This is a genomic window from Pseudomonas sp. W22_MBD1_FP4 (genome assembly GCF_052113765.1).
Taxonomy (GTDB): Bacteria; Pseudomonadota; Gammaproteobacteria; order Pseudomonadales; family Pseudomonadaceae; genus Aquipseudomonas; species Aquipseudomonas sivasensis.
In genome coordinates this window covers 286,759-312,121 of sequence record NZ_JBGQOI010000003.1, presented here as the reverse complement: position 1 = coordinate 312,121, position 25,363 = coordinate 286,759, and the positions used below count along the sequence as shown (strand labels likewise).

24 protein-coding genes are annotated in these 25,363 nt (G+C 61.4%); 18 read left to right on the top strand and 6 right to left on the bottom strand.

Annotated features, from left to right (window positions below; all coding sequences use genetic code 11):
• The first annotated feature begins 5 nt into the window (after window positions 1–5).
• The 12 genes from ACEN2T_RS06485 (at window position 6) to ACEN2T_RS06430 (ending at window position 15,327) form a co-directional block, all read left to right on the top strand.
• Complete coding sequence (locus ACEN2T_RS06485; RefSeq protein WP_442116471.1) at window positions 6–1,967, top strand: methyl-accepting chemotaxis protein; 1,962 nt, start codon at window positions 6–8, stop codon at window positions 1,965–1,967.
• Between the two features lie 307 nt (window positions 1,968–2,274).
• On the top strand, window positions 2,275–2,730 hold the full coding sequence (aroQ, locus tag ACEN2T_RS06480; RefSeq protein WP_442116470.1) for a type II 3-dehydroquinate dehydratase: 456 nt from the start codon (window positions 2,275–2,277) through the stop codon (window positions 2,728–2,730).
• A 24-nt stretch (window positions 2,731–2,754) separates the two neighbouring features.
• Complete coding sequence (gene accB, locus ACEN2T_RS06475) at window positions 2,755–3,216, top strand: acetyl-CoA carboxylase biotin carboxyl carrier protein (RefSeq protein ID WP_442116469.1); 462 nt, start codon at window positions 2,755–2,757, stop codon at window positions 3,214–3,216.
• A 17-nt stretch (window positions 3,217–3,233) separates the two neighbouring features.
• A complete protein-coding gene (gene accC, locus ACEN2T_RS06470) occupies window positions 3,234–4,595 on the top strand; it encodes an acetyl-CoA carboxylase biotin carboxylase subunit (protein WP_003188188.1) in 1,362 nt (453 codons plus the stop codon).
• Between the two features lie 277 nt (window positions 4,596–4,872).
• Window positions 4,873–5,751 carry a 50S ribosomal protein L11 methyltransferase gene (gene prmA / locus ACEN2T_RS06465; RefSeq protein ID WP_032890627.1) on the top strand — a complete coding sequence of 293 codons (879 nt, stop codon included), beginning with the start codon at window positions 4,873–4,875 and terminating at the stop codon, window positions 5,749–5,751.
• 30 nt (window positions 5,752–5,781) lie between these two features.
• Window positions 5,782–7,014, top strand: coding sequence for a DUF3426 domain-containing protein (locus ACEN2T_RS06460; RefSeq protein WP_401384726.1), 1,233 nt, complete (start codon window positions 5,782–5,784; stop codon window positions 7,012–7,014).
• Between the two features lie 185 nt (window positions 7,015–7,199).
• Complete coding sequence (gene dusB / locus ACEN2T_RS06455; protein WP_017527884.1) at window positions 7,200–8,213, top strand: tRNA dihydrouridine synthase DusB; 1,014 nt, start codon at window positions 7,200–7,202, stop codon at window positions 8,211–8,213.
• Window positions 8,210–8,530 carry a DNA-binding transcriptional regulator Fis gene (gene fis / locus ACEN2T_RS06450; RefSeq protein ID WP_032890623.1) on the top strand — a complete coding sequence of 107 codons (321 nt, stop codon included), beginning with the start codon at window positions 8,210–8,212 and terminating at the stop codon, window positions 8,528–8,530. The genes dusB and fis overlap by 4 nt, the downstream gene beginning before the upstream one ends.
• Window positions 8,531–8,611: 81 nt before the next feature.
• The gene (gene purH, locus ACEN2T_RS06445; RefSeq protein ID WP_032890621.1) at window positions 8,612–10,219 is read left to right on the top strand and encodes a bifunctional phosphoribosylaminoimidazolecarboxamide formyltransferase/IMP cyclohydrolase; all 1,608 of its coding nucleotides are present in this window, start codon (window positions 8,612–8,614) and stop codon (window positions 10,217–10,219) included.
• Window positions 10,220–10,396: 177 nt separating this feature from the next.
• Entirely contained in the window at window positions 10,397–11,689 is a 1,293-nt protein-coding gene (gene purD, locus ACEN2T_RS06440) for a phosphoribosylamine--glycine ligase (protein ID WP_095186033.1), read from the top strand.
• A gap of 101 nt (window positions 11,690–11,790) precedes the next feature.
• Entirely contained in the window at window positions 11,791–14,565 is a 2,775-nt protein-coding gene (locus ACEN2T_RS06435; RefSeq protein WP_032890617.1) for a hybrid sensor histidine kinase/response regulator, read from the top strand.
• A gap of 165 nt (window positions 14,566–14,730) precedes the next feature.
• Window positions 14,731–15,327 (top strand): MarC family protein, encoded by a 597-nt coding sequence (locus ACEN2T_RS06430; RefSeq protein WP_032890615.1) that lies wholly within the window; start codon window positions 14,731–14,733, stop codon window positions 15,325–15,327.
• Here the strand turns inward: ACEN2T_RS06430 and ACEN2T_RS06425 are convergent.
• The 5 genes from ACEN2T_RS06425 to cobG all read right to left on the bottom strand — a co-directional run bounded on the left by ACEN2T_RS06425 (window position 15,324) and on the right by cobG (window position 20,614).
• Complete coding sequence (locus ACEN2T_RS06425; RefSeq protein ID WP_442116468.1) at window positions 15,324–16,103, bottom strand: hypothetical protein; 780 nt, start codon at window positions 16,101–16,103, stop codon at window positions 15,324–15,326. The two genes, ACEN2T_RS06430 and ACEN2T_RS06425, sit on opposite strands and share 4 nt — an antisense overlap.
• Before the next feature lie 234 nt (window positions 16,104–16,337).
• Entirely contained in the window at window positions 16,338–17,975 is a 1,638-nt protein-coding gene (gene cobJ, locus ACEN2T_RS06420) for a precorrin-3B C(17)-methyltransferase (protein ID WP_442116467.1), read from the bottom strand.
• Complete coding sequence (locus ACEN2T_RS06415) at window positions 17,975–18,706, bottom strand: precorrin-2 C(20)-methyltransferase (protein ID WP_032890609.1); 732 nt, start codon at window positions 18,704–18,706, stop codon at window positions 17,975–17,977. Before ACEN2T_RS06415 ends, cobJ begins: the two co-directional genes overlap by 1 nt.
• Window positions 18,706–19,332 carry a precorrin-8X methylmutase gene (locus ACEN2T_RS06410; RefSeq protein WP_032890608.1) on the bottom strand — a complete coding sequence of 209 codons (627 nt, stop codon included), beginning with the start codon at window positions 19,330–19,332 and terminating at the stop codon, window positions 18,706–18,708. Before ACEN2T_RS06410 ends, ACEN2T_RS06415 begins: the two co-directional genes overlap by 1 nt.
• Complete coding sequence (cobG, locus tag ACEN2T_RS06405; protein WP_277422596.1) at window positions 19,325–20,614, bottom strand: precorrin-3B synthase; 1,290 nt, start codon at window positions 20,612–20,614, stop codon at window positions 19,325–19,327. The genes ACEN2T_RS06410 and cobG overlap by 8 nt, the downstream gene beginning before the upstream one ends.
• Window positions 20,615–20,709: 95 nt before the next feature.
• On the opposite strand from cobG, the gene cbiE reads away from it, so the two are divergent.
• Both cbiE and ACEN2T_RS06395 read left to right on the top strand, forming a co-directional pair.
• Window positions 20,710–21,915: a precorrin-6y C5,15-methyltransferase (decarboxylating) subunit CbiE gene (gene cbiE / locus ACEN2T_RS06400; RefSeq protein WP_122756672.1), complete on the top strand. Its 1,206-nt coding sequence runs from the start codon at window positions 20,710–20,712 to the stop codon at window positions 21,913–21,915.
• Window positions 21,912–22,631 carry a cobalt-precorrin-6A reductase gene (locus ACEN2T_RS06395; protein ID WP_122764176.1) on the top strand — a complete coding sequence of 240 codons (720 nt, stop codon included), beginning with the start codon at window positions 21,912–21,914 and terminating at the stop codon, window positions 22,629–22,631. Before cbiE ends, ACEN2T_RS06395 begins: the two co-directional genes overlap by 4 nt.
• A gap of 119 nt (window positions 22,632–22,750) precedes the next feature.
• Here the strand turns inward: ACEN2T_RS06395 and ACEN2T_RS06390 are convergent, their stop codons facing one another.
• A complete protein-coding gene (locus ACEN2T_RS06390; RefSeq protein ID WP_032890602.1) occupies window positions 22,751–23,002 on the bottom strand; it encodes a DUF6124 family protein in 252 nt (83 codons plus the stop codon).
• A gap of 534 nt (window positions 23,003–23,536) precedes the next feature.
• Between ACEN2T_RS06390 and ACEN2T_RS06385 the strand changes: the two genes are divergently transcribed.
• The 4 genes from ACEN2T_RS06385 to ACEN2T_RS06370 all read left to right on the top strand — a co-directional run bounded on the left by ACEN2T_RS06385 (window position 23,537) and on the right by ACEN2T_RS06370 (window position 25,272).
• Window positions 23,537–23,824 carry an addiction module antidote protein gene (locus ACEN2T_RS06385; RefSeq protein ID WP_339483295.1) on the top strand — a complete coding sequence of 96 codons (288 nt, stop codon included), beginning with the start codon at window positions 23,537–23,539 and terminating at the stop codon, window positions 23,822–23,824.
• 97 nt (window positions 23,825–23,921) lie between these two features.
• Window positions 23,922–24,317 (top strand): DUF2946 domain-containing protein, encoded by a 396-nt coding sequence (locus ACEN2T_RS06380; protein WP_442116466.1) that lies wholly within the window; start codon window positions 23,922–23,924, stop codon window positions 24,315–24,317.
• A 47-nt stretch (window positions 24,318–24,364) separates the two neighbouring features.
• Window positions 24,365–24,847, top strand: a complete 483-nt coding sequence (locus ACEN2T_RS06375; RefSeq protein WP_032890598.1) for a copper chaperone PCu(A)C — start codon at window positions 24,365–24,367, stop codon at window positions 24,845–24,847.
• A gap of 11 nt (window positions 24,848–24,858) precedes the next feature.
• Window positions 24,859–25,272: a DUF2946 domain-containing protein gene (locus ACEN2T_RS06370; protein WP_095186040.1), complete on the top strand. Its 414-nt coding sequence runs from the start codon at window positions 24,859–24,861 to the stop codon at window positions 25,270–25,272.
• The last annotated feature ends 91 nt before the right edge of the window (window positions 25,273–25,363 follow it).

Below are 25,363 nucleotides of genomic sequence, written 5' to 3'. Positions count from 1 at the left end.
CACGCATGCGCCTGAAGCTGCTGACCAATCTCAATACCCTTCTTCTGGTGGCCGTGTGCCTGGCACTTGGGGCGACGCTGTGGTGGTCGCAGCGGGCGCTTGAACGGCCGTATTTGCTGATGGAGCGCTACCTGGGGTTGTCCCAGACGTTCCAAAACCAAGCTGCACGCAATATCGACGAGTACCTGGCGAGCGGCGACGCCCTGCGCCTGAGCAGCGCCAGCCAAAGCCTGGAAAACCTGCTGCAACATCTGGATGAATTGCCCGCTGATCTGGCGCAGAACCTGCGCCCCAGCCTGGTAGCCCTGGATGCGTTCAGCAAGACCGACTTGCTGGCCGCCGGCAAGCTGGCCGGCGACCCACAAGCGTTGCTGCTGCAAGCAGAGCGCGAATTGGGCGCCAATCTGGACCAGTTGAGCCAGTACGCCATCAGCGTCAATTCCCCTGAAGCCGCACGCTACTTGCCGCCACTGCTGACCGCGTCCCAGCACCTGGGCAGGTTGTCCCTGGCCCGCGACAAGCTGGTGAGCAGCGGGCGCGCGGAGTTGGCCGATGATGTTGAGCGCGAAGTCGCCAATATTCGCGCCCAAGCCGACGTACTGGGGCAACTGCCATTGCTTGGCGTCAAAGCCAGCAGCGAGTCCAACACCGATGATTTTTCCGCCTTGATGGGCCTGGAAAACACTGAAAAAACCGAAGCCCAGGACACCGGCGTCGACCTCAAGCGCGAGCTCAACAGCCTGCTGACCCGCTACCCCGCCGAACTCAAGCGCACCCGCGAACAGATCCAGCAGCGCGCCGACCTGGCCGCCAGCACCCACCAGAAGATCAACGCCGTGCAACAGGCCATCGCCGGACTTGAACCTGTCGTGCGCGCACAACATGGGCTCATCCAAGGCGAAGTACGCCTGATGCAAGGGGTGATGATCGGCCTGATCCTGCTGATCGCGCTGTTGATCGACACCCTGCAACGCCGCTTGGCACGGGTGCTGACCAATCTGGCACCCGCCCTATCCACCTGGGCCGAAGGCAACTTCAGCCAGCCGATCGCACTGGGCAAGACCAACCGCGAACTGCGCGACATCGAAGCCTCTCTGAACCGTTTGCGCGCTTACTTGGTGGACTTGGTGGGCACCATTCGCGGCAATGCCGAAGAAGTGGCCGGCAGCAGCCGCGCCCTCGCCGAACTGAGCAGCGGCCTGCATGACGGCGCTGAACGCCAGGCGGGCGACACGGCGCAAATCCGCGACTCCCTGGGCGAACTCGAAGCGACCATCCAACAGGTCGCCGGCGATGCCAGCCAAGCCGCCAGCGCCAGCCGCAGTGCGGGCCAGGCGGTGGAACAAGGCCAGCGGGTGATCGGCCTGAGCCTGACCGGTTTGCATGCGCTGGTCGGCGAAGTGCAGCAAAACGCGCAGATGATCGAGAAACTTGCTGAAGAGTCCGCCACCATCGGCGGCGTGCTCACCGTTATTCGCTCGATTGCCGACCAGACCAACTTGCTGGCACTCAACGCCGCCATCGAAGCCGCCCGCGCCGGGGAGGCCGGACGTGGATTTGCTGTGGTCGCGGACGAAGTACGTACCCTCGCCCAGCGCACCGCCGGCGCCACCGCCGAAATCCAGGGTTTGATCACCGGCCTGCAAAACGCCGCCCACCAGTCAGTGGAGGGCATGCGCGCCCAGGTCGAACACGCCGAATCCACCGCCCAGCAAGCTCAAGCGGCTGACGGCGCGCTGGATGAAATCGTCGGGGCAATCCAGACCATTTCCGACACCGCTATGCGGATTGCCGATGTGACGGCGCAGCAGAGTGGTGCGGTGAGCGAGATTCGCGATAACAGTGAGCGGATTCATCAGCTGGGTGAGGATAATTTGCTGCGCATCGGCCAAGGCCGAAGCCAGGGCGAGCACCTGTTGGTGCTGGGTGGGCAGCTCAATACGGCGGTGCAGGCGTTCCGCGTCTGACCTGCCCCATGCAGATCCAAAATCAAATGAAGATCAACATGTGGGAGGGGGCTTGCTCCCGATTGCGGTGTGTCAGTCTCAGCACCTGTAACTAATCCACCGCTATCGGGAGCAAGCCCCCTCCCACATTTGATCTTCACGGGATTCAAGGGCGTATTACCAATGACCAGATCTCGACCACCAGTCACAAATTTTGCGCAATCCTCGCTAATCGTGCTGCCTACTGCATAGAACTGGACAGTCACAAAGGCTTTGCGGCATAGTCGCCGGGTTCTGCCGTACTCCCATCAATAACAAGGAACAGCCGATGGCGACCCTACTGGTTCTTCACGGACCCAACCTGAACCTGCTCGGCACCCGCGAACCGGGCGTCTACGGGGCTGTGACCCTGGATCAGATCAACCTCGATCTGAAGCGACGGGCTCGTGAAGCTGGCCACCATCTGCTCTACCTGCAAAGCAATGCCGAGTACGAATTGATTGATCGCATCCACGCCGCGCGCGGCGAAGGTGTGGACTTCATCCTGATCAATCCCGCCGCTTTTACGCACACAAGTGTTGCATTACGTGACGCGCTGCTGGCGGTGAGCATCCCATTCATCGAAGTGCATTTATCGAACGTGCATAAACGCGAAGCTTTCCGCCATCACTCGTACTTCTCCGACGTAGCGGTAGGAGTGATCTGCGGCCTTGGCGCCAGCGGTTACCGACTGGCCCTGGAGGCCGCCCTGGAACAACTTGAACAACCGGCCAAGCGCCCCTGACCGACCCTTGGGAGTTGATGATTCATGGATATCCGTAAAGTTAAGAAACTGATCGAACTGCTGGAAGAATCCGGTATCGACGAGCTGGAAATCAAGGAAGGCGAAGAGTCCGTCCGGATCAGCCGCCACAGCAAGACCCCGGCCCAACAGTTCTACGCGCCACAGATGCAAGCACCGGCTCCGGCCGCTGCACCTGCTGCCGCGCCAGCCGCTGCAGCCGCACCTGCTGCCCCGGCCGCTCCTGCACTGAACGGCTTCGTGGTCAAATCGCCAATGGTCGGTACGTTCTACCGTACCCCGGCACCGACCTCGCCAGCCTTCGTTGAAGTCGGCAAGACTGTGAAAGTGGGCGACACCATCTGCATCGTTGAAGCGATGAAAATGATGAACCACATCACCGCTGAAAAAGCCGGCGTCATCGAATCCATCCTGGTAGAAAACGGTCAGCCGGTTGAGTACGACCAGCCGCTGTTCACCATCGCTTGAACCGCGGAGCGCCTTCGATGTTGAAACCTGCGAAGAAACTGCAAAAAGTCCTGATCGCCAACCGCGGCGAGATCGCGCTGCGGATCCTGCGCGCCTGTAAGGAAGAGGGCATCAAGACCGTCGCTGTTTACTCGACGGCCGATACCGAATTGATGCACGTGAAACTGGCGGACGAAAGCATCTGCATCGGCCCGCCACTGGCCACGAACTCGTACCTGAAAGTCTCGAACATCATCGCCGCGGCTGAAGTGACCGGCGCTGATGGTATCCACCCGGGCTACGGCTTCCTCGCGGAAAACGCCGATTTCGCCGAACAGGTGGAAAAATCCGGGTTTGCCTTCATTGGCCCGAAAGCCGAAACCATTCGCCTGATGGGCGACAAGGTATCGGCCAAGGACGCCATGATCGCAGCCGGCGTACCAACCGTTCCTGGCTCCGACGGCCCACTGCCTGAAGACGAGGAAACCGCTCTGCGCATTGGTCGCGAAGTCGGTTACCCAGTGATCATCAAGGCCGCCGGTGGCGGTGGTGGTCGCGGCATGCGCGTGGTGCACAAGGAAGAAGACCTGATCGAAGCAGCCAAGCAGACCCGTTCCGAAGCGGGTGCCTGGTTCGGCAACCCGATGGTCTACCTGGAAAAGTACCTGACCAACCCACGTCACGTGGAAGTGCAGGTTCTCTCCGACGGCCAAGGCCACGCTATCCACCTGGGCGACCGCGATTGCTCGCTGCAACGTCGTCACCAGAAGGTGTTGGAAGAAGCGCCGGCACCAGGCCTGGATGAAAAGGCTCGCCAGGAAGTTCTGGCTCGCTGCGTCAAGGCGTGCATCGACATCAACTACCGTGGCGCCGGTACCTTCGAGTTCCTCTACGAGAACGGCCGCTTCTACTTCATCGAGATGAACACTCGTGTGCAGGTAGAGCACCCGGTTTCGGAGATGGTCACCGGTATCGACATCGTCAAGGAGATGCTGAGCATCGCCGCTGGCAACGTGCTGTCCTTCACCCAGGACGACGTGAAGATGCATGGCCACTCCCTGGAGTGCCGCATCAACGCCGAAGACCCGAAAACCTTTATCCCAAGCCCTGGCCTGGTCAAGCATTTCCACGCGCCCGGCGGCAACGGCGTACGTGTGGATTCGCACCTGTACAGCGGCTACAAGGTTCCGTCCAACTACGACTCGCTGATCGGCAAGCTGATCACCTGGGGCGCCACCCGCGACGAGGCCATGGCCCGTATGCGTAACGCCCTGGACGAAATCGTGGTCGACGGCATCAAGACCAACATCCCGCTGCATCGGGACCTGGTTCGTGATGAAGGCTTCTGCGAAGGTGGTGTGAACATTCACTACCTGGAACACAAACTGGCCAACCAGTAAGTGCTCCACCCAACAAAACCGCCTTCGGGCGGTTTTGTTGTTTCTGCACACCTGTTTTCCAGGATGCACACAGTCCAAATGTGGGAGGGGGCTTGCTCCCGATAGCGGTGGATCAGTTACAGATACTGAGGCTGGCACACTGCAATCGGGAGCAAGCCCCCTCCCACATTTGGTCCGCATTCACTCAGTAATGTCGTCTTATGCTGTTCGCTCGCGTAAACTTGCGCGCTTTCGCGACCTCGCTCGTCGCACACTCATTTTTTCAAAGGTGCCCGCCATGCCTTGGCTGCAAGTCCGTCTCGCCATCAGCCCAGAACAAGCCGAAACCTACGAAGACGCTTTCCTCGAAGTGGGCGCCGTCTCGGTGACCTTCATGGACGCCGAAGACCAACCGATCTTCGAACCGGAACTCAACACCACCCCGCTGTGGTCCCACACTCACCTGCTGGCCCTGTTCGAAGACGGCACCGATGCCGCCGCCGTGCTGGCCCATATGGAACTGCTCACCGGCGGCCCGCTGCCTGAGCATCACAGCGAAGTGATCGAAGACCAGGACTGGGAGCGCAGCTGGATGGATAACTTCCAGCCGATGCGTTTCGGTCAGCGTCTGTGGATCGTGCCGAGCTGGCATGCCGCCCCAGAGCCTGACGCGGTCAACCTGCTGCTCGACCCCGGCCTAGCGTTCGGCACCGGCACCCATCCCACCACCGCACTGTGCCTGGAATGGCTCGACGGCCAGGACCTGACCGACAGCAACGTGCTGGACTTCGGCTGCGGCTCGGGGATCCTGGCGATTGCCGCCCTGCTGCTGGGCGCCAAGGAAGCCGTGGGCACCGATATCGACGTGCAGGCCCTGGAAGCCTCCCGCGATAACGCCGGGCGCAACAACATTCCTGAAGGCAAATTCCCGCTCTACCTGCCTGAAGACCTGCCCCAGGTGCAGGCCGATGTGCTGGTGGCGAATATCCTCGCCGGGCCGCTGGTTTCCCTGGCACCGCAACTGTCGAGCCTGGTTAAGCCGGGTGGGCGTCTGGCACTGTCGGGCATCCTTGCCGAGCAAGGCGAAGATGTCGCTGCCGCCTATGCCCAGGATTTCGAGCTGGATCCGATCGCTAACCGCGATGGCTGGGTACGCATCAGCGGGCGTCGGCGCTAGAATGAGCGCTTGCCTGAATCGGATGGCCGCATGACCGACAGTTTCGTCACCCAGTGCCCGCATTGCCAAACACGCTTTCGCGTCAACCACGCTCAATTGAGCGTGGCCCGTGGCGTGGTGCGCTGCGGCTCGTGCCTGCAAGTGTTCAACGCGGCTCGCCAGTTGCTGGAGCAGCGCGCCCATGCACCGGAGCCTGAACAACCGGTGATCGCGCTGCCCGCTGAGGCACCGCGCGCCATCAGCCAAAAGCAATGGACCGCCGAAGAGCTGGACCTCGACAATCTGGACCTGGACGAAGAACTGGCCAAGCTGGAGCGCCGCGAGATTCAGCACACGCTGCCCGTGGGCGCGGAGCGTCGCCAACCGGGTGCCGAGCGCAGGCAGAAAGAAGACGCCCTTAGCGCCAGCCGCGAGACCGTCAAGGCCGAAGAAGAAAAATGGGCCGCCAGCCTGTTCAGCGAGCCGCCTGAAGAGCGCACCAACGTCTCGGAAGACGAGCCGGAATCGACCAAAGTCCCAGCAACCAAGCAGCGCACCGAACCGTCCATGTCGCATCACATCGACACTATCGACGACGAAACGCCGTTGCGCGCTTCGCCCGATGATGACGACATCGACCCACCGTTCACCCCGCTCACCCAGTCAGCGGACGAACCGGAACCCGAAGAGCGTCCCCAGTTTCGCCGCAAACGCCCACGCCCCGAGGCCGGCGTTCACGACGACCTGCTTCAGGACCTCGAAGACGATCCGCTGCACCTGTATGCACAAAAACGCCCGCAGGGCTTGGGCCGCCGCCTGATCTGGATGCTGCTGGTGCTGATCGCCGCGGCCGGTCTGGCAGGCCAGTACATTGCCTACCAATTCGACGACCTGGCCCGCCAGGACGCTTACCGCCCATGGTTCCAGCAACTGTGCCCCACACTGGGCTGCACGGTGCCGTCCCGGGTCGATATCGCCCACATTAAGAGCAGCAACCTGGTGGTGCGCAGCCATCCGGAATTCGCAGGAGCGCTGGTAGTGGATGCAATCATCTATAACCGCGCGACGTTCTCCCAGCCCTTTCCGCTGCTGGAACTGCGTTTTGCCGACCTCAATGGCAGCCTGATTGCCAGTCGTCGCTTCAAACCCGCCGAATACCTCAGCGGCGAGTTGGCCGGTGTTAGCGAAATGCCATCTCAGACCCCGATCCATATCTCCTTGGACATCCTTGATCCGGGCAACAAAGCCGTGAATTACAGCCTGAGCTTCCACTCGCCCGAGTGAGGCGCCCCATGCGCCGAAGCTTGACGTTGGATTATTGACTCGGCGCCGCGCATCCAAACCGGTGGCGATAAAGAAATAACTGTTCAGATTTTATCCAATCCAGCCTTTATCCAGTCATCGAGAGCGGGTATCATGCCAACCCTTTTTCGAACTCTAATGATCCGGCCCCACAACAGGGAAGTCCTATGTCGGCGGTACGCATCGGCCCATATACATTGCAGAACGGCTTGATTCTCGCCCCAATGGCGGGCGTCACCGACCAGCCCTTTCGTCAGCTGTGCAAGCGTTTGGGCGCGGGTCTTGTAGTCTCGGAAATGGTCACCAGCGACATGAGCTTGTGGAACACCCGCAAATCGCGGATGCGCATGATCCACGAAGGTGATCCCGAGCCCCGCTCGGTACAGATCGCCGGCGGTGATGCGCAGATGCTGGCGGATGCGGCCCGAGCCAATGTGGAGTTGGGCGCACAGATTATCGACATCAACATGGGCTGCCCGGCCAAGAAGGTCTGCAACAAGGCCGCCGGTTCCGCACTATTGAAAGATGAGCAGTTGGTTGCCGAGATCCTGCAGGCCGTTGTCGCCGCAGTGGATGTGCCGGTAACCCTGAAGATTCGTACCGGCTGGGACCGGGACAACAAAAACGGCCTGACGGTGGCGAAGATCGCCGAACAGGCAGGCATTACAGCGCTGGCAGTGCATGGCCGCACACGCGCCGATCTATACACCGGTGAAGCCGAGTACGACACCATCGCCGCAATCAAGCAGGCAGTGTCGATGCCCGTGTTTGCCAATGGCGACATCGACTCAGCCGAAAAAGCCCGGCGCGTGCTGCACGCCACCGGGGCCGATGGTTTGTTGATTGGCCGGGCCGCCCAGGGGCGTCCATGGATTTTTCGTGAGATCGAACATTTTCTGCGTACCGGTGAAGTCTTGCCTGCGCCGGAGTTGGTCGAGGTGGAACGTATTCTGCTTGAGCATCTGGCTGCACTTCACACCTTCTATGGAGACGTGATGGGCGTGCGCATTGCTCGCAAGCATGTGGGTTGGTATCTCGCAACCCTGCCGGGCGCCAGGGAGTTTCGCGCCGGGTTCAATCGTTTGGATGAAACGCAAGCACAGGTCACCGCCGTTCGTGAGTTTTTTGCCGAGCGAGACAAGAGCCTGAGAGCAGGGGACGGAGAAGGGGTGGCCGCATGACGATGATGACCGAGACTTTAGTGAGTGGAACAACACCCGTGAGCGACAACGTCAATTTGAAACAGCACCTCAACACGCCGAGCGAAGAAGGCCAGACCCTTCGCGGGAGTGTCGAGAAGGCGCTGCATAATTATTTCGCCCACCTTGAGGGCGCTTCCGTCACGGACGTGTACAACCTGGTGCTCTCCGAAGTCGAGGCGCCATTGCTCGAATGCGTGATGAACTACGTCAAGGGCAACCAGACCAAAGCCAGTGAGCTGCTGGGCCTCAACCGTGGCACCCTGCGTAAAAAGCTCAAACAATACGATTTGCTGTAAGCATTCAATCCAACCAGAAAGGCGCCCGCGTAAAACCGGTCGCCTTTTTTGCTGACTCCTTTGCTTTTGATGGAAATTGAAATGACCGACCAGACTACCCGCCTGCCGATCCGCCGCGCCTTGATCAGTGTCTCCGACAAGACCGGGATCCTCGAATTTGCCCGGGAGCTGGAAGCCCTGGGCGTGGAAATCCTCTCCACAGGCGGGACCTTCAAACTGCTGCAGGACAACGGCGTGGCCGCAGTAGAAGTCGCGGACTACACCGGTTTCGCAGAAATGATGGACGGTCGGGTCAAGACCCTGCATCCGAAAATCCACGGCGGCATCCTCGGCCGTCGCGGCATCGACGACGCCATCATGACCGAGCACGGCATCAAGCCGATTGACCTGGTAGCGGTTAACCTCTACCCGTTCGAAGCCACCATCAACAAGCCAGGCTGCGATCTGCCGACCGCCATCGAGAACATCGATATCGGCGGCCCAACCATGGTTCGTTCGGCAGCCAAGAACCACAAAGACGTGGCCATCGTGGTGAACGCCGGTGACTACGCCCAAGTACTGGAAAGCCTGAAAGCCGGCGGCCTGACCTACGCCCAGCGCTTCGACCTGATGCTCAAGGCGTTCGAACACACCGCCGCCTACGACGGCATGATCGCCAACTACATGGGCACCGTGAACCAGGCCGCCGAGACCTTGAGCACAGAAGGCCGCAGCCAGTTCCCGCGCACCTTCAACAGCCAGTTCATCAAGGCCCAGGAAATGCGCTACGGCGAGAACCCGCACCAGAGCGCGGCGTTCTACGTGGAAGCCAAACCTGCCGAAGTGGGTATCGCCACTGCGACCCAACTGCAAGGCAAAGAACTGTCCTACAACAACGTGGCCGACACCGACGCCGCGCTGGAATGCGTGAAGAGCTTCGTCAAGCCGGCCTGCGTGATCGTCAAGCACGCCAACCCATGTGGCGTGGCCGTGAGCCCGGACGCCGAAGGCGGCATCCGCCAGGCGTACGAACTGGCCTACGCCACCGACACCGAGTCGGCGTTCGGCGGCATCATTGCCTTCAACCGTGAGCTGGACGCCGAGACCGCCAAGGCCATCGTCGAGCGTCAGTTCGTTGAAGTCATCATCGCCCCTTCCGTCAGCGAAGAAGCCCGCGCCATTGTGGCTGCCAAAGCTAACGTGCGTCTGTTGGCCTGCGGTGAATGGTCGGCTGACCGCGCCGCAGCCTGGGACTACAAGCGCGTCAATGGCGGCTTGCTGGTTCAGAGCCGCGACATCGGCATGATCGGCAGCGAAGACCTGAAAGTGGTGACCAAGCGCGCCCCTACCGAGCAAGAGATCAACGACCTGATCTTCGCCTGGAAAGTCGCCAAATACGTTAAATCCAACGCCATCGTCTACGCCAAGAACCGTCAGACCATCGGTGTCGGCGCTGGCCAGATGAGCCGCGTGAACTCGGCGCGTATCGCCGCAATCAAGGCTGAGCACGCTGGTTTGCAGGTTGTAGGTTCGGTGATGGCATCCGATGCGTTCTTCCCGTTCCGTGACGGCTTGGACAATGCAGCCAAGGCCGGCGTAACCGCCGTTATCCAACCGGGCGGCTCGATGCGCGACGCAGAGGTTATCGCCGCTGCTGATGAAGCTGGCATCGCCATGGTCTTCACCGGCATGCGCCACTTCCGTCACTAAACACCACTGCTTTCCTACTGTAGGAGCGAGCGGGACGCCTAGTTCTTGCTCGCGAAAAGCCCGAGAACGCCACGGGGAGTCAGATGCCCCCCGTTATCGTTGACGATCTTCGCGAGCAAGAACTAAGCGTCACCCTCGCTCCTACAGAAAGCACAGCGTTTCACAGAGGTTTTTGAAATGAATGTTTTGATCATTGGCAGCGGTGGCCGTGAACACGCCCTGGCCTGGAAAGTTGCCCAGGACCCACGTGTCCAGAAAGTTTTCGTAGCACCCGGCAACGCCGGTACCGCCATTGAAGCCAAGTGCGAAAACGTCGCCATCGACGTGCTGGCCCTTGAGCAACTGGCCGACTTCGCCGAGAAAAACGTCTCCCTGACCATCGTCGGTCCGGAAGTCCCTCTGGTCGCCGGTGTTGTGGACCTGTTCCGCAGCCGTGGCCTGGACTGCTTCGGCCCTACCGCTGGCGCTGCCCAGTTGGAAGGTTCCAAGGCTTTCACCAAGGATTTCCTGGCACGCCACAAAATCCCGACCGCCGACTACCAGAACTTCACCGAGATCGAGCCGGCCCTGGCTTACCTGCGTGAAAAAGGTGCGCCAATCGTGATCAAGGCCGATGGCCTGGCCGCCGGTAAAGGCGTGATTGTCGCCATGACCCTGCAGGAAGCCGAAGACGCCGTGCGCGACATGCTCGCCGGCAATGCCTTTGGTGACGCCGGTTCGCGCGTTGTCATCGAGGAATTCCTTGATGGCGAAGAAGCCAGCTTTATCGTGATGGTCGATGGCAAGAACGTACTGCCGATGGCCACCAGCCAGGATCACAAGCGCGTCGGCGACGGCGACAGCGGTCCAAACACCGGCGGCATGGGCGCCTACTCCCCTGCCCCGGTGGTCACCAGCGAAGTGCATCAACGCGTGATGGACCTGGTGATCTGGCCGACCGTGCGTGGCATGGCCGATGAAGGCAATGTCTACACCGGTTTCCTCTACGCCGGTCTGATGATCGACAAGGCCGGTAACCCGAAAGTCATCGAGTTCAACTGCCGCTTCGGCGATCCGGAAACCCAACCGGTGATGCTGCGCCTGCAATCGAGCCTGGTGCTGCTGGTGGAAGCCGCCCTGGCTCAAGCCCTGGACAAGGTTGAAGCACAATGGGATCCACGCCCGAGCGTTGGCATTGTGCTGGCGGCCGGCGGTTACCCTGCCGACTACGCCAAGGGCGATGTGATTGAAGGCCTCGACGCTGCCGCTACGCTGGAAGGCAAGGTGTTCCATGCGGGCACCGCGCTCAAGGATGGCAAGGTTGTGACCGCCGGTGGCCGTGTACTGTGCGCCACGGCAATGGGTGCCAGTGTCGACGCTGCGCAGCAACAGGCTTATGCACTGGCCAAGAAGATCGACTGGAAAGGTTGCTTCTATCGCACGGACATCGGCTACCGCGCCATTGCCCGCGAGCGTGGCGAAACCCAGTAACACTAGCTATCCGTTCGGTTAGGCAAGGGCCCAAGGCCCTTGCCGTATAAGGCTGCCCCGCGCATAGTTAACCGTGCATCAACCTACGAAGGGATTTCGCCGTGCGCTGGCTCAGGATCGCCATAGGTTTCACTGTCAGTCTGCTGACGCTGCTCTGCTTGCTCCCGGCCCAGGCCGCCGCGCAAGGCAGTGGCTGGGCAGTATTGCTTGATGAACAGGCCGACCTGCAACTGAGCGACATCCGTTCGCCCCGCTACACCAATCAATTCAGCCCCATCGAACTGGACCGCGTTACTGCTGCGCAGCCGGACGGTGCGTTGTGGGTGCGGTTCAAGCTGCAACCCGGCAAGCACGAACAAGTGCTGCGGATATTCGCTCCGGACCTGTCGCACCTGAGCCTCTACGTGCTGGACGGCGACACACTGGTCGAGCAACAGAGCACCGGCACCCGCCAGCCCCAGTCGGAACGCCCGTTACCCAGCAGCGACTTCATGCTACCGATGCCCCAGAGCCAGAAACCTCTTGAGGTCTACCTGCGTCTGGTGTCGGAACACGAACTTCGCCCCTATATCACCCTGGAACCGGCCGTGCTGGTCGCCGCCGACCAGACCCAGACGCTGATCTACGGCCTGCTGTTCGGCTGTCTGTTGATGCTGATCCTGCACAACCTCACACGCTTCGCTTACCACCGCTCGCGCAGCAGTCTATGGCTGGCAGCATCCGAACTGTTGTTGATGCTCAGCCTGGCGCTGCTGCTCAACCTGGTGGGCCCATGGCTGCCGAATTGGCACGGGATTCAGACCCCTGGCGCCTACCTGGCCCTGCTGCTGACCGCACCGTGCGGGCTGATGTTCGCCTATCGTTTCTTCATGCCCCTGGGTCCACACCCGCTGAACAAATTGTTGATGGCCGATATCCTGTTTATCGTGCTGTGTGGCCTGCTGTTGTTGTTCGTCAACACCCTGCCGCTGAACATCATGACCTACGCCCTGGTGGCACTTGCGGGCCTGAGCATGCTGTTTGTCTCCTCATATCACTGGCAGAAAGGCTACCGCCCGGCACGCTTGTTCGTAGCCGGCATGGTGGTGTTCAACATCGGCACGCTGATCATCCTCCCCGCGTTGCTGGGCCTGACGATGGTGTCGCCCCAGGGGTTGATCATCACGCTGCTGGCGTTCATCTGCCTCAGCGGTCTGTTGATGAGCCTGGCCATGGGCGAGCGCCAGCGCGCGATTGTTGAGGCTCGCTTCAGCCTCAGTCGCGACCTGGCCGCCAGCAACGCCGAGATTGCCGCCAAGGCCGAGTTCCTGGCCAAGATCAGCCACGAAATCCGTACCCCCATGAACGGCGTGCTGGGCATGACCGAGTTGCTGCTGGGCACGCCGTTGTCGGTGAAGCAGCGCGACTACGTGCAGACCATCCACAGCGCCGGCAACGAGTTGCTCACACTGATCAACGAAATCCTCGATATCTCCAAGCTCGAATCCGGCCAGATCGAGTTGGATGACGTGCAGTTCGATCTCAATGCCCTGATTGATGACTGCCTGAGCATCTTCCGCGCCAAGGCCGAGCAGCAGAATGTCGAGTTGATCAGCTTTATCCAGCCCCAAGTGCCGCGCGTCATCAGCGGTGACCCCACACGCCTGCGCCAGGCGCTGCTGAGCCTGCTGGAAAACGCCCTGCACAAGACCGATGAAGGCGAAGTGCTGATCGTCGTTGCCCTGGACGACCGCAGCACCAAGCCACGCCTGCGCATTGCCGTGCAGGACAGCGGCCTGCCGATGGAGGCCGCCGAGCGCGACGCGCTGCTGCACAGCGAACTGCACAGCAAGAACTTCCTCTCGGCCACTCGCCTGAGCGGCCACTTGGGCCTGGTGATCGCACGCCAACTGATCATGCTGATGAACGGCGAGTTCGGCATCAAGAGTGGCAGCCATCAAGGCAGCACGTTGTGGCTGACCCTGCCGCTGGACCCGGAACGCCTGGAACACCCTACCTCCGACCTCGATGGCCCGCTCAAGGGCGCACGCGTGTTGGTGGTGGACGACAACGACACCTGCCGCAAAGTGCTGGTGCAGCAGTGCACGGCCTGGGGCCTGAACGTCAGCGCGGTGCCATCGGGCAAGGAAGCCCTGGCATTGCTGCGCACCAAGGCGCACCTGCGTGATTACTTCGACGTGGTGCTGCTGGACCAGAACATGCCCGGCATGACCGGCATGCAACTGGCGGCGAAGATCAAGGAAGACCCGAGCCTGAATCACGACATTCTGCTGATTATGCTCACCGGCATCAGCAACGCGCCAAGCAAGGTCATCGCGCGCAACTGTGGGATCAAACGCATCCTCGCCAAGCCGGTCGCCGGCTACACGCTCAAGACCACCCTGGCCGATGAACTGACTCAACGCAGCAAAGGCGGCGTGCAGCCTCGCCCAGTGTTGAACGCCCCGGCTGCGGTGATCGTACCGAGCGATTTCAAAATCCTGGTGGCCGAAGACAACAGCATCTCAACCAAAGTGATTCGCGGCATGCTCGGCAAACTCAACCTCAACCCGGACACCGCCAGCAACGGCGAAGAAGCGCTGGAAGCGATGAAGGCCCAGCGCTACGACCTGGTGTTGATGGACTGTGAAATGCCGGTCCTCGATGGCTTCTCGGCCACCCAGCAGCTGCGTGCGTGGGAAGTCAGCCACCAGCGCATTCGCACACCGGTAGTGGCACTCACGGCGCATATCCTCTCGGAACACAAAGAACGCGCACGCCAGGCAGGGATGGATGGGCATATGGCCAAGCCGGTGGAATTGTCGCAGCTGCGTGAGCTGGTGGAGTTTTGGGTGGCACAGCGTCAGCAGCGGGCGGAACACAGCACGGTTTCATGATCTGGAATGCAATGCCAATGTAGGTGGGGGCTTGCCCCCGATGGCGGTGGTTCAGTGACAGGTAATCTGACTGTTACTCCGCCATCGGGAGCAAGCCCCCTCCCACATTTGAAGCCTATCGCCTGATAGACTCTCCCCCACTTTTCCTGCCGCGAGCCACTCCCCATGCTCCACGTGTTATTCAGCGTCTACCTGAAAATGCTGGTGCTCTACAGCCCGTTCTTCGTGCTGTCCTGCTTTATCAGCCTGACCCGTGGCTACTCCAGCAAAGAACGCCGACGCCTGGCCTGGAAAGTGGCGCTGGCGACCCTGGTGTCGAGCGTATTGCTCTATCTGTTCGGCCGGGTGATTTTCAGTGTGTTCGGCATCACCGTGGATGCGTTTCGCATCGGTGCCGGCAGTGTGTTGTTTATTTCGGCCCTGGGCATGGCCCAAGGCAAGTCAGCGGTGCAGACCGACAACGTGCAGCAGGACGTGACCATCGTGCCGCTGACCATTCCCCTCACCGTCGGCCCCGGCACTATCGGTGCGTTGCTGGTGATGGGCGTCAGCCAGCCCCATTGGGATGACAAGATCACTGCCATCCTCAGCATCGCCCTGGCCAGCTTCACCGTTGGCGTGGTGCTGTACCTGTCCAACCGTATTGAACGCATTCTCGGTGACCAGGGCTTGCAGATTGTCAGCCGGTTGATGGGGTTGTTCGTGTGCGCCCTCGCCGCGCAAATTATCTTTACCGGCGTGCGTGGTTATCTGGTGCCCTAAATCCGGTACTTGGCAATTGCCAACTGCACTTTGTCGCCCGCACTCTCGCGCATTAATTGGATGGTTTTTTCGTTGACCACCGAGGTATTCAGCACCAGGCAGGTTTGCCCGCTGAAGGCCTCGACCGAGGAGCTGTCCCATTCAAGGAACGGCAACCCCACCTGCTTACTCACGCTCTGAGTGCTGTAAGTCACCAGCACCATTGTCAATTCGCCGTCCGCTTCTACGCAGGACGCCAGGCCGAAATCACCGCCCTGGTGCACCGTACTGTTGCGTTTGAACAGCTCAAAGGACGCCGGTTGTTGCTTCATGGCCTCCAACGCATCGGCCGCCAGTTTAGGCAGCGCCGTGATCATTGGCCCCGAAACCGACATCGATGCCAGCATCGTGGCGATGATATTCAGGGCCGCCAACTGCACCGACAAGCCCTTGCCCGAATGTGAGACCCGCTCGAAACGGCTGCGCACCGGCAGCCAACCCAGGCTGATCATCACCTTGATAAATTCGTCGTACCAGGCCTCGGTACCTCGGTGAATCTTCAATACATCGCTGACGTAGCTGCTGGCCAACAAATAGCTTTTGCGGATGTATTCCCGGCTCAGGCCGGACAGCCCCTCGGCAAACGACATGACGCTGTTGTTCACCACGGCAGCGTTGCAATCATCCTCGGCATTGATCGCCAGGGACGGCTGCTTGCCCGGCGCACCCGGCAGTTTGTAGGCGGCGATCAACTTGCGCCTTTTCGTACTGTTGATCCTTTTGTGTTGTCGCTCCATTTCAGTTCTCCACAAGCACCCCACATGGGGCTTGCTTGAACACTAGTCCAGGGGGCGATGGCCTTTCCATACGACAAACATCCCTTGGCCAGACACGCCAACCAACCCACCCCAGCAATCACGCGGTGGCCCCGTGAGCGCTCGGTTTTTCCTCGTGTAAAAAAGAAAAAGCCCCGAACAACAGCAGGACAATCACTGCGTCATTCGGAGCTTTCCAGCAGCCAACAGGCCGTTTCAGGAGACGGGTTTTTCGCCGTACCAGCGAGGCGTATATACCCACTCACCACCACCGGCACGGGGGAATGTGCAGGTGGTGGACGAGCCGATCAGCACCATGGTGCGCATGTCCACTTGGTCAGGCGTGAGTTGCCCAAGGGTGGTGACACGCAATGTCTGGCCCGGCCGGCCGATATCGCGGCCCAGCACCACCGGTGTTTGCGGCGTACGGTGCAGCGCGACGATTTCCAGGGCGCGGCCCAACTGCCACGGGCGTGACCGCGAGATCGGGTTATAGAACGCCAGGGCCAGGTCGGCCTGGGAAGCCAGATCCAGGCGCTTCTCGATGATCGACCACGGCTTGAGGTTGTCCGACAGCGACATGACGCAGAAATCATGGCCCAACGGCGCACCCGCCTGAGCTGCGGTGGCCAGAGAGGCCGAGACACCGGGCAGGATCTCCAGGTCGACCTGATGCCAGGCAGGGTCGCTGGACTCGTGCAACGCCTCGATCACCGCCGCCGCCATGGCGAACACGCCAGGGTCACCGGACGACACCACCACCACCGAACGCCCTTGGGCGGCCAGCTCGAAGGCATGGCGCGCGCGCTGCATTTCTTCGCGATTGTCGGTGCAGTGCTGAACCTGGTCGTCGCGAAATGGCCCGGCCATGCGCACGTAGGTTTCATAGCCCAGCACATCGGTGCAACGTGCCAGTTCGGCTTTCACCGCCGGCACCATCAATTCGGCGGCGCCGGGGCCCAGGCCGATCACGGCAAGGCGGCCACGCGGGCGGCCAATGCGCGACAGGTCTAACGGCTGCTCGGCAACGTCAATCACGATGTCGGCATCCTGGATAACGCTGGTGAAACGCAACGGCACTCCCAATGCCGATGCGGCTTCATGCAGCGACGCCTCGGCCATCTGCGTGTCGCTGGCCAGCAGGCACGCCAGGGATTGCACGGCGATGCCGGCATCATGCAAAGCCCCTCGCACTCGCGCAGCCAAATCCGCACCCGGCTTGCAGGTGACAGATACCGTCTTCGGATAGATCAGCAATTCATTGGCCGCCGGCACGCGCTCGGCAGTGCCCACGTGAATCGCCAAACGGGCTTGCTGGTCCTGCGGCAAATTCGCTTGATCCAGCCACGGCGCCGCGCCTTCGATACGCACGCGTTCGCCGGCCAGCAGGTCGGACACGAAGCGCTTGCCCAGCTCCAGATCCGCCAGTTCATAACCCGCAGGCGGGTTGAGCAAACAAGTGCCGAAACGCAGCTCACCACTGGTGGTGATTGCAGCCGCCACGTTGAGTGCGGCCGCGATGTCCCGCGCCATTACGTTCACACCGCCCAGGCCACCGAGCAACGGCACCACCGCGCTGCCATCTTCCGCCACGGCCAGCACGGCAGGTTCTTCGCCTTTTTCCAGCAGCAGCGGCGCCAGGGTGCGGATCACGATACCGGCGGCGCACAGGGCAATCAGCGGCGTGCCTTGCTGATACAACTGACGCAAGGTGGCGCCGAATTCGCTGTAAGCCTGGTCCGCACCTTCAACCCGTCCGGCCAAGCCGTGGATCACTGCGCCGGGGTACACCTGCTGGATCTTGCGCGCGGTCGCCAGGCTGCCCTGGCCGAGGATGACAATTGCCGGATTCATCACCCTTGCCACCGTTCACCGGGCACGATGATCAGCGAGAAGTACGGTGAGGACGACGGGTCAACCTGATCCAGTGGCACGATTTTCTGGTTGGCCATGGTGGCGCGCTCCACATACAACGCGCGCTCGGCCAGGCCGAGTTCTTCCAACACTTGGCGCACCTTGGGGAAGTTGCGGCCCAGTTTCATGATCACCGCCGCGTCGGCATCCGCCAGGCGGCGCTTGAGGTCTTCATGGGGCAGCACACCCGAGAGCACCGACAGGCTCTGGTTGCGGTACACCAACGGCGCGCCCAGCACGGACGCGCCACCGAGCATCGAGCACACCCCCGGAATGACCTGCGCTTCGTAGCGCTCGGCCAAACGGTCGTGCAGGTACATGTAGGAGCCGTAGAAGAACGGATCGCCTTCGCAGATCACCGCCACATCGCGGCCGGCGTCCAGGTGCGCGGCCACGTCGATGCTGGCGGTGTCGTAGAAATCGCTGATCACTTGCTCGTAGGACAGCGGCGCCGGCAGTGCCTCGGTGGTCACCGGGTACACCAGCGGCATCAGGGTCTGTTGCGGCACCAAGTGGTCCTCGATGATGCCGAACGCGTTGCCCTTCTTGCCCTTGGCGACGAAGTACGCCACCACTGGCGATTCACGCAGCAGGCGCAGGGCCTTGAGGGTGATCAGCTCCGGGTCGCCGGGGCCGACGCCCAGGCCGATCAAACGTCCGCGTGCCTGCATTATTCGACCTCCGTGGCGAGTGCATTGACCGCCGCAGCGGCCATGGCGCTGCCGCCCAGGCGGCCTTGCATGATCACGAACGGCACACCACGACTGTCAGCGGCCAGCATCGCCTTGGATTCGGCAGCACCGACAAAACCCACGGGGAAACCGAGGATCAACGCCGGTTTCGGTGCGCCGGCGTCGAGCATTTCCAGCAGGTAGAACAACGCGGTCGGCGCGTTGCCGATCACCACCACACTGCCTTCCAGGTGCGGGCGCCACAGTTCCAGGGCAGCGGCGGAGCGGGTGTTGCCCAGCTCGCGCGCCAGTTGCGGCACGCTGTCATCGCGTAGGGTGCAGATCACCTCGTTGTTGGCCGGCAGGCGCGCGCGGGTCACGCCTTCGGAGACCATCCGCGCATCACACAGAATCGGCGCGCCAGCGGCCAGCGCATCGCGCCCGGCCTTGCCGGCGCCTTCGGAGAATTGCAGGCCGTCGATGGCGTCGACCATGCCGCAGGCATGAATCACCCGCACCGCGAGTTTTTCCAAATCAGCCGGGATACGGTCCAACTTGGCTTCCGCGCGAATAATGGCGAAGGAGTTGCGATAGATCTCCTGACCGTCGCGGATGTAATCAATCATCGATGTTGCTCCGTGGACGAGCGCGCAACAGGGCGCTCGCCGCTTCAATGGAAAGAGTGCGCGCGTGCAGCCGGCCGAAACCTGGGTGGGCTGCATCGCGAAAATAGAGGTCGTAGTGGCCGGGGCTCACCGCCAGCAAAGTGACCGGCGCAGTGTGCGCGGCGGCGCAGGAGCGCGGGCAGCCGGTCAGGTGCACGTCATGGTCGAGTTGCTGCGCAGCCAGTTGCAGGGCATCGGCCTTGGTATCGGCCAGGGCCTTGGCGCAGCCGCTGGAACCGGTGCAGGCGGTCAGGCGCGCCAGCGGTTGGTCGATGGTGCAAAGAAAGCCCAACTGCGCCAAGCGCTCGGTCACGGCGTGAGGTTTTTCGACGTTGGGCAACAGCACGCCTTGCCAGGGGGTGAAGCGCAAGGTGCCGTCGCCATAGTCGCGGGCGAGTTGTGCGGCGCCCTTGAGCATCGTCGAATCCAGGCGACCCAAGGGCGCGATAGCAGCGACATAGAACTGATTTTTTTGAGGCTGTGGATAAGTGCCAAGGTGCAGTAAAGCGCCACTGGGCGGGCGTTTGAAGCCATCGATCGGCAGCAGCGGCAGGCGCAGATGGCTCAGTAAGTTATCCACAGGCAAATGGCGCATGCGTGTTTGTTCTGGGGTGGCCAGGTCGAGAAAGGCTTCCAGCACGGCCACCACCAGCGCGTGGCCCTGATCCAATGGCACAGCTGCCAATGGCGCATCCAGGCCCGGACAGCCGGCCAGACCGAACGCGAGCAGCGTCTCGCCATCGCGTAGGAACGCCGACAGCCACAGATCGTGATGATGTTCGAGCATCGCCAGATCCTCACCGCCATCCAACTGCACGGCGAACTTGGCCGACAACTCATGGAAACGCGGGTGGTTTTGCAGGGTGGCGAGGATCTGCTCGGCCAGCGGGCGGGTGTCGAACAGCATCTGCGGGTCGATGCCGGCGCTGGGGCTGAGCATCAGATTGCGCACATCGTCACCGGCGGCGTTGCTCGGGCCGAGGCCTGCGGCCAGCAGCGTGGCAATCAGCGCATCCTGCTCGGCGCCGATCCCGCGTATTTGCAGATTGGCGCGGTTGGTCGCCTCGATCACCCCGCCGGCATAGGCCTGGGCGGCATCCGCCACAGCGTCGGCTTGTGCTGAAGTGATCGAACCACCGGCCAATTTGATCCGGCAGATACCGCCATCCAAGGCCTGGACGATACGCAGCAACCCCGGACAAGCCGAGGGGCGCAAGGTATTCAGAGCGGGCGTTGGGTTCACGGGGCTACCGGTTCACAGGTAAAGGCGCGGTATTATGCCTGCTTTGTCCGGCGGCATGAAAAGCCTGCCCGTCGGATGTCGCTCAAGGAATGGATATGTCGCCCTGGCTGACGGTTGTAGGCATCGGTGAAGACGGCTTCAAGGGCCTGGGCAGAAATGCCCGGCATGCCCTGCTGCGCGCCACGCGGATTATAGGTGCTCAGCGCCAGTTGGACCTGTTGCCGGTGTGTATTCGCGGCGAGCGCCAAGTGTGGCCGAGCCCGTTTTCCCTTGAGCCGGTGCTGACGCAGCGCGGTACGCCTGTGTGTGTGCTGGCCAGCGGCGATCCGATGTTCTATGGCGTGGGGGCCAGTCTGGCGCGGCAGGTCGCGGCTGAAGAACTGCTGATTTTACCGGCGCCGTCGTCGGTGTCGTTGGCGGCAGCGCGGCTGGGCTGGCCGTTGCAGGAAGTGGTGACGTTATCCGTGGTGGCCCGGCCGTTGGCGGCGATCAATGCGCATCTGGCCACGGGGGTGCGGTTGCTGGTGTTGAGCAATGACGGCAGCAGTCCTGCGTTGATTGCTTCGTTGCTGGCTGAGTCCGGGTTTGGGCCCAGCCGGTTGAGCGTGTTTGAACACCTGGGCGGTGTCGACGAGCGGCGCATCGATGGCTTGGCTGATGATTGGCAACACGCGCGCGTCGCTGATTTGAACCTGATCGCCATCGACTGCCTGGCCTGCAGCGACACACCGCGTCTGTCGCGCCTCGCTGGCCTGCCCGATTCCGCCTTCCACCACGACGGCCAACTGACCAAACGCGATGTGCGCGCCATGACCCTCGCCCGCCTCGCCCCGATGCCCGGCGAACTGCTGTGGGACGTGGGCGCGGGCAGCGGCTCCATCGGTATCGAATGGATGCGCGCTCACCCAAGCTGCCGCGCATTGGCGATTGAAGCCGACGCAGGCCGCCAGGGCCTGATAGAACACAACCGCGACGCCCTCGGCGTGCCCGGTCTGCAACTGATTCGCGGCAAAGCGCCGGACGCCTTGCATGGTCTGGAGGCACCGGACGCCATCTTCATCGGCGGCGGTGTCACCCGCGACGGCGTGCTCGACACCTGCTGGCAACACCTGCGCCCCGGCGGTCGGCTCGTCGCCAACGCCGTGACCCTGCAAAGTGAAATGACCCTGATGAACTGGCGCGCTCAACATGGCGGCGAACTGACGCGCATCCACGTCGCTCAGGCCCAGCCGCTGGGTGAATTCGATACGTGGCGGCAGGCGCTTCCGATCACCCTGCTGGAAGTGGTCAAGCCGCGATGAAACGGATTCTGCTGTTGGGTGGCGTGACCGAAGCGCTCGCCATCGCTCGCACGTTGGGCCCGGAGCATATTTACAGCCTGGCGGGCGTGGGCCGTGTGCCAACGGATCTCACCTGCCAAGTGCGTGTCGGCGGTTATGGCGGCGCCGAAGGATTAGCGCAATTTGTTCGCGACGAACAGATCAGCCTGATCCTCGACGCGACCCATCCGTATGCGGCGCAGATCAGCCGCAATGCCGCCGAGGCGGCAAAGGTGTGCGGTGTGCCGTGCTGGGCATTACGTCGCCCGGCGTGGCAACCGCAGGCCGGTGACGATTGGCGTGAGGTGAGTGACTGGGCCGAGTTGATTACGGCGTTGAAACCCTTCAAGCGCCCGCTGTTCACTTTGGGCCGCGAGCCGTTGCAGCATCTTGATGAAATCCCCGCCGACCAGTTCTGGACGCTGCGCGCGCTGGATGTGTATCCGGGCAATGAGCGGTGTGAAGTGATCGGTGCCCGTGGACCGTTTTTGATTGAAGACGAGCGGGTGTTGTTTGAACGGCGTGGGATTGATGTGCTGATCAGCAAGAACAGTGGCAGCACGGCCACCGAGCCCAAGCTGGAAGTGGCGCGCGAGCGTGGAGTGCCAGTGTTGGTGTTGAAGCGGCCGGTATTGGCGGCGGTGGACCGGGAGTTCCCAACGGTGGCGGCGGCACTGCAGGCAATCCACTCGCCTTGAACACCGAAGTTCAAATGTGGGAGGGGGCTTGCTCCCGATTGCAGTAGATCAGCCAATAAATCAGTGACTGACACACCGCAATCGGGAGCAAGCCCCCTCCCACATTTTGAACTGCATTGTTAGCTGCTTGCGGCGGACACCTGCCCAACGCCGCTGTGTACACGATCAGCCAACAACTGCGCCAGCTCAATCAACTGCGCAACGCCCAGCAACTCCTCTCGTTTTCGACCTTCCAGATCAAACGCCAAGTCACAACTCAGCGCGTTAGCCGAGGCGAGTGTTTCGCTGAGGTTGACCAACAGGTCTTCGGTGCTGATGCCATCGGCCACGGTGAAGAGCCGGACGGGGGGATTTGGGGTGGGCTTGATCATTGTGAAGCTCCTTAGGAAAGTGGAGCTGCCACTGATTCGCCGCGACGCGATAGGGTGGCAGCTGTACGCAGGTTCGCGGACCGGTCCTAAGGCAACCCGGCATACCCGAAGGTATCCCGCGCACAGCCACCATTGCGCCGCACAGTAGACGATAAAAAAGCGCCAACTGAAAGCAGACGATGACGCTCAGCGTCCATAGGAACCCGGGCCGCGACGCCCGTCCGCTGCGTTTGCAGCGGTGCGCGGAGACTAGAGATCAAGCGTCCTAGGGACAACCTCAAAGGCTTGTCGGAAATTTCTGTTTATACGAACAACCAGCTGAACGGCCAGCAATCAGGCCTCACCGCCTAAGGGCGAATCCCCCTACAAACACTTCCGCACCAGTTGGCTGGCTCAGCCAAAAGCCCCCGCCCTAACCTCCCCCTCGCGGTTTTGCACCAGCGCCCGCGTTGATAGGGGACGACAAATCAACGCAGAAACGTGACATCCAGCGTGCGAAGCAAATGGCAGAAGACTTTGAAAAGGGAGTGACCCATGACTGAATTTACCGACTTTGATGTAGCAGAGCACCTTAAGACCCCTGGTGACATGGCCGAATATCTTGAAGCTTGTTTCGAGGAGGACGCCGGAGATGGCTTGCTAATTCGTTCAGCGCTCAACGATATCGCCCGCGCCCAAGGCATGACCCAAGTAGCCCGCGACGCCGGCCTCGGAAGAGAAAGTCTATACAAAGCCCTCTCCAGCAATGGCAATCCCGAGTTCGCGACTATCATGAAAGTCATGAAGGCTTTGGGCCTCAAGCTTCACGCCACAGCGATCTGATAGCACTGCGACACCAAACCACACCACCGCTTTTTACTTATCCCCACCGATCAGGCTAAATACCCGCCTGATCGTTTAACCCTACGGATTGTCCGCCATGGCCCGTCAACGCTTTGCAATTGCCTGGATCGCCTGCCTTGCAGTGCTGTTCAATGCGTTTGCCATGCCGATGGCCAGTGCGATGCAGCAGGCGGATGACCCGGTCAAGCAATTGCTCTGGGGCAGTTTCTGTTCTTCCAATGGTGCGAGTCTCAAGACCATCGCCCTGGGCAAACTGGAGACTCCGGCGCCGCAGCAGGATGATCACTCCACCATGCAGCATTGCTGGTGTTGCTCAGGTTCGGCGCCGTTGGTGGCCTTGCCAGGGCATGTGCCCCAGTTGTATGTCACGCGGTTCGATGCGTTCCAGAATCTGCCGTCGTCTTCGCCCCAGCAACCCACCCCGCGCCAGCAATGGCCGAGCCTCAACCCCCGCGCGTCTCCAACGGTCTGATTGTCTTCGCAAGTGAACTGCGTTTAGAACCGTTCTGGAGAACTGCCATGCTCAAATCTTCCCTGCTTCTGGCCGCGTTGTTGCTGCCGGTGTTCAGTGCCGCCAATGCCGAGGACTACAAAGCCGGCGACTTGCTGGTCAGCGATCCCTGGTCCCAGGAATTGCCACCCAATGCACCCACCGTCGCTGCGTATTTCGTGATTCACAACACCGGTGCTGAGCCGGATCGCCTGGTCGGCGTCGCCACGCCGGTGGCCGAGAAGGCCGAGTTGCATGAGCATGTGATGCAGGGTGACTTGATGAAGATGCAACAAGTACCGAGCGTCACCGTGCCAGCCAAAGGTGACCTGACCTTCGCGCCCATGGCCTATCACGTGATGCTGCTGGGTCTCAAAGACCGCAGCCTGTTGGCCGATGGCAAGCAATTCCCCCTGATCCTGACCTTTGAAAAAGCCGGCAAGGTCGAGGTGGAAGTCTCCGTACAGAAAGTACCGCCGATGGCCGGCCACGAGCATAAGCACGCTCAATAGGCCAACACTCGATGGGCGCCCCTCGCGCCAGGCTCTCTCCACACCACCGCGTGAAGCGCGGCAGTTGGATCAGCCTGTTTGCCATGCTGATGATCTTTATCGGTCCGCTGATTTCCCAAGCGATGCCGATGGATCATCACGCCGGTATGTCGATGTCGATGCCAATGAGCATGTCCATGGACATGCCGGGCGAGCATGGCGAATCCCATCACCCTAAAGCCCCCGACGAACATCACGCGCTCTGGGCCAAGTGCGGTTACTGCGACCTGCTGTTCAGTTGCCCCGCCCTGCCCGGCAGCGTCTCCTACGTCACCCTCAACACTCCGCCGCCGGCCAATGCGCTCACCCCCGCTACGCGCCTGGGTCATGCCCGGCAGAGCATCTTCCCCGGCGCCCGCAGCCGTGCGCCGCCCATCGCCTCGTAAACCCTAAGCACCGTTACTTCACCCCGGCCGACTTTAGACAGACAGCCGCAGGCTGCTGGCCGTGTTGTTTACGATTGATTGATGGAATTTG

Excerpts from the sequence above, each read along its gene's own strand:
- ACEN2T_RS06375 (WP_032890598.1), top strand. The coding sequence starts at position 24,365 with ATGCTCAAATCTTCCCTGCTTCTGGCCGCGTTGTTGCTGCCGGTGTTC.
- accC (WP_003188188.1), top strand. The coding sequence starts at position 3,234 with ATGTTGAAACCTGCGAAGAAACTGCAAAAAGTCCTGATCGCCAACCGC.
- purD (WP_095186033.1), top strand. The coding sequence starts at position 10,397 with ATGAATGTTTTGATCATTGGCAGCGGTGGCCGTGAACACGCCCTGGCC.
- purH (WP_032890621.1), top strand. The coding sequence starts at position 8,612 with ATGACCGACCAGACTACCCGCCTGCCGATCCGCCGCGCCTTGATCAGT.
- ACEN2T_RS06425 (WP_442116468.1), bottom strand. The coding sequence starts at position 16,103 with ATGGAGCGACAACACAAAAGGATCAACAGTACGAAAAGGCGCAAGTTG.
- ACEN2T_RS06415 (WP_032890609.1), bottom strand. The coding sequence starts at position 18,706 with ATGCAGGCACGCGGACGTTTGATCGGCCTGGGCGTCGGCCCCGGCGAC.
- ACEN2T_RS06390 (WP_032890602.1), bottom strand. The coding sequence starts at position 23,002 with ATGATCAAGCCCACCCCAAATCCCCCCGTCCGGCTCTTCACCGTGGCC.
- ACEN2T_RS06485 (WP_442116471.1), top strand. The coding sequence starts at position 6 with ATGCGCCTGAAGCTGCTGACCAATCTCAATACCCTTCTTCTGGTGGCC.
- ACEN2T_RS06430 (WP_032890615.1), top strand. The coding sequence starts at position 14,731 with ATGCTCCACGTGTTATTCAGCGTCTACCTGAAAATGCTGGTGCTCTAC.
- cobJ (WP_442116467.1), bottom strand. The coding sequence starts at position 17,975 with ATGAATCCGGCAATTGTCATCCTCGGCCAGGGCAGCCTGGCGACCGCG.
- cbiE (WP_122756672.1), top strand. The coding sequence starts at position 20,710 with ATGTCGCCCTGGCTGACGGTTGTAGGCATCGGTGAAGACGGCTTCAAG.
- ACEN2T_RS06385 (WP_339483295.1), top strand. The coding sequence starts at position 23,537 with ATGACTGAATTTACCGACTTTGATGTAGCAGAGCACCTTAAGACCCCT.
- fis (WP_032890623.1), top strand. The coding sequence starts at position 8,210 with ATGACGATGATGACCGAGACTTTAGTGAGTGGAACAACACCCGTGAGC.
- aroQ (WP_442116470.1), top strand. The coding sequence starts at position 2,275 with ATGGCGACCCTACTGGTTCTTCACGGACCCAACCTGAACCTGCTCGGC.
- dusB (WP_017527884.1), top strand. The coding sequence starts at position 7,200 with ATGTCGGCGGTACGCATCGGCCCATATACATTGCAGAACGGCTTGATT.
- ACEN2T_RS06410 (WP_032890608.1), bottom strand. The coding sequence starts at position 19,332 with ATGATTGATTACATCCGCGACGGTCAGGAGATCTATCGCAACTCCTTC.
- ACEN2T_RS06460 (WP_401384726.1), top strand. The coding sequence starts at position 5,782 with ATGACCGACAGTTTCGTCACCCAGTGCCCGCATTGCCAAACACGCTTT.
- ACEN2T_RS06395 (WP_122764176.1), top strand. The coding sequence starts at position 21,912 with ATGAAACGGATTCTGCTGTTGGGTGGCGTGACCGAAGCGCTCGCCATC.
- accB (WP_442116469.1), top strand. The coding sequence starts at position 2,755 with ATGGATATCCGTAAAGTTAAGAAACTGATCGAACTGCTGGAAGAATCC.
- prmA (WP_032890627.1), top strand. The coding sequence starts at position 4,873 with ATGCCTTGGCTGCAAGTCCGTCTCGCCATCAGCCCAGAACAAGCCGAA.
- ACEN2T_RS06380 (WP_442116466.1), top strand. The coding sequence starts at position 23,922 with ATGGCCCGTCAACGCTTTGCAATTGCCTGGATCGCCTGCCTTGCAGTG.
- ACEN2T_RS06370 (WP_095186040.1), top strand. The coding sequence starts at position 24,859 with ATGGGCGCCCCTCGCGCCAGGCTCTCTCCACACCACCGCGTGAAGCGC.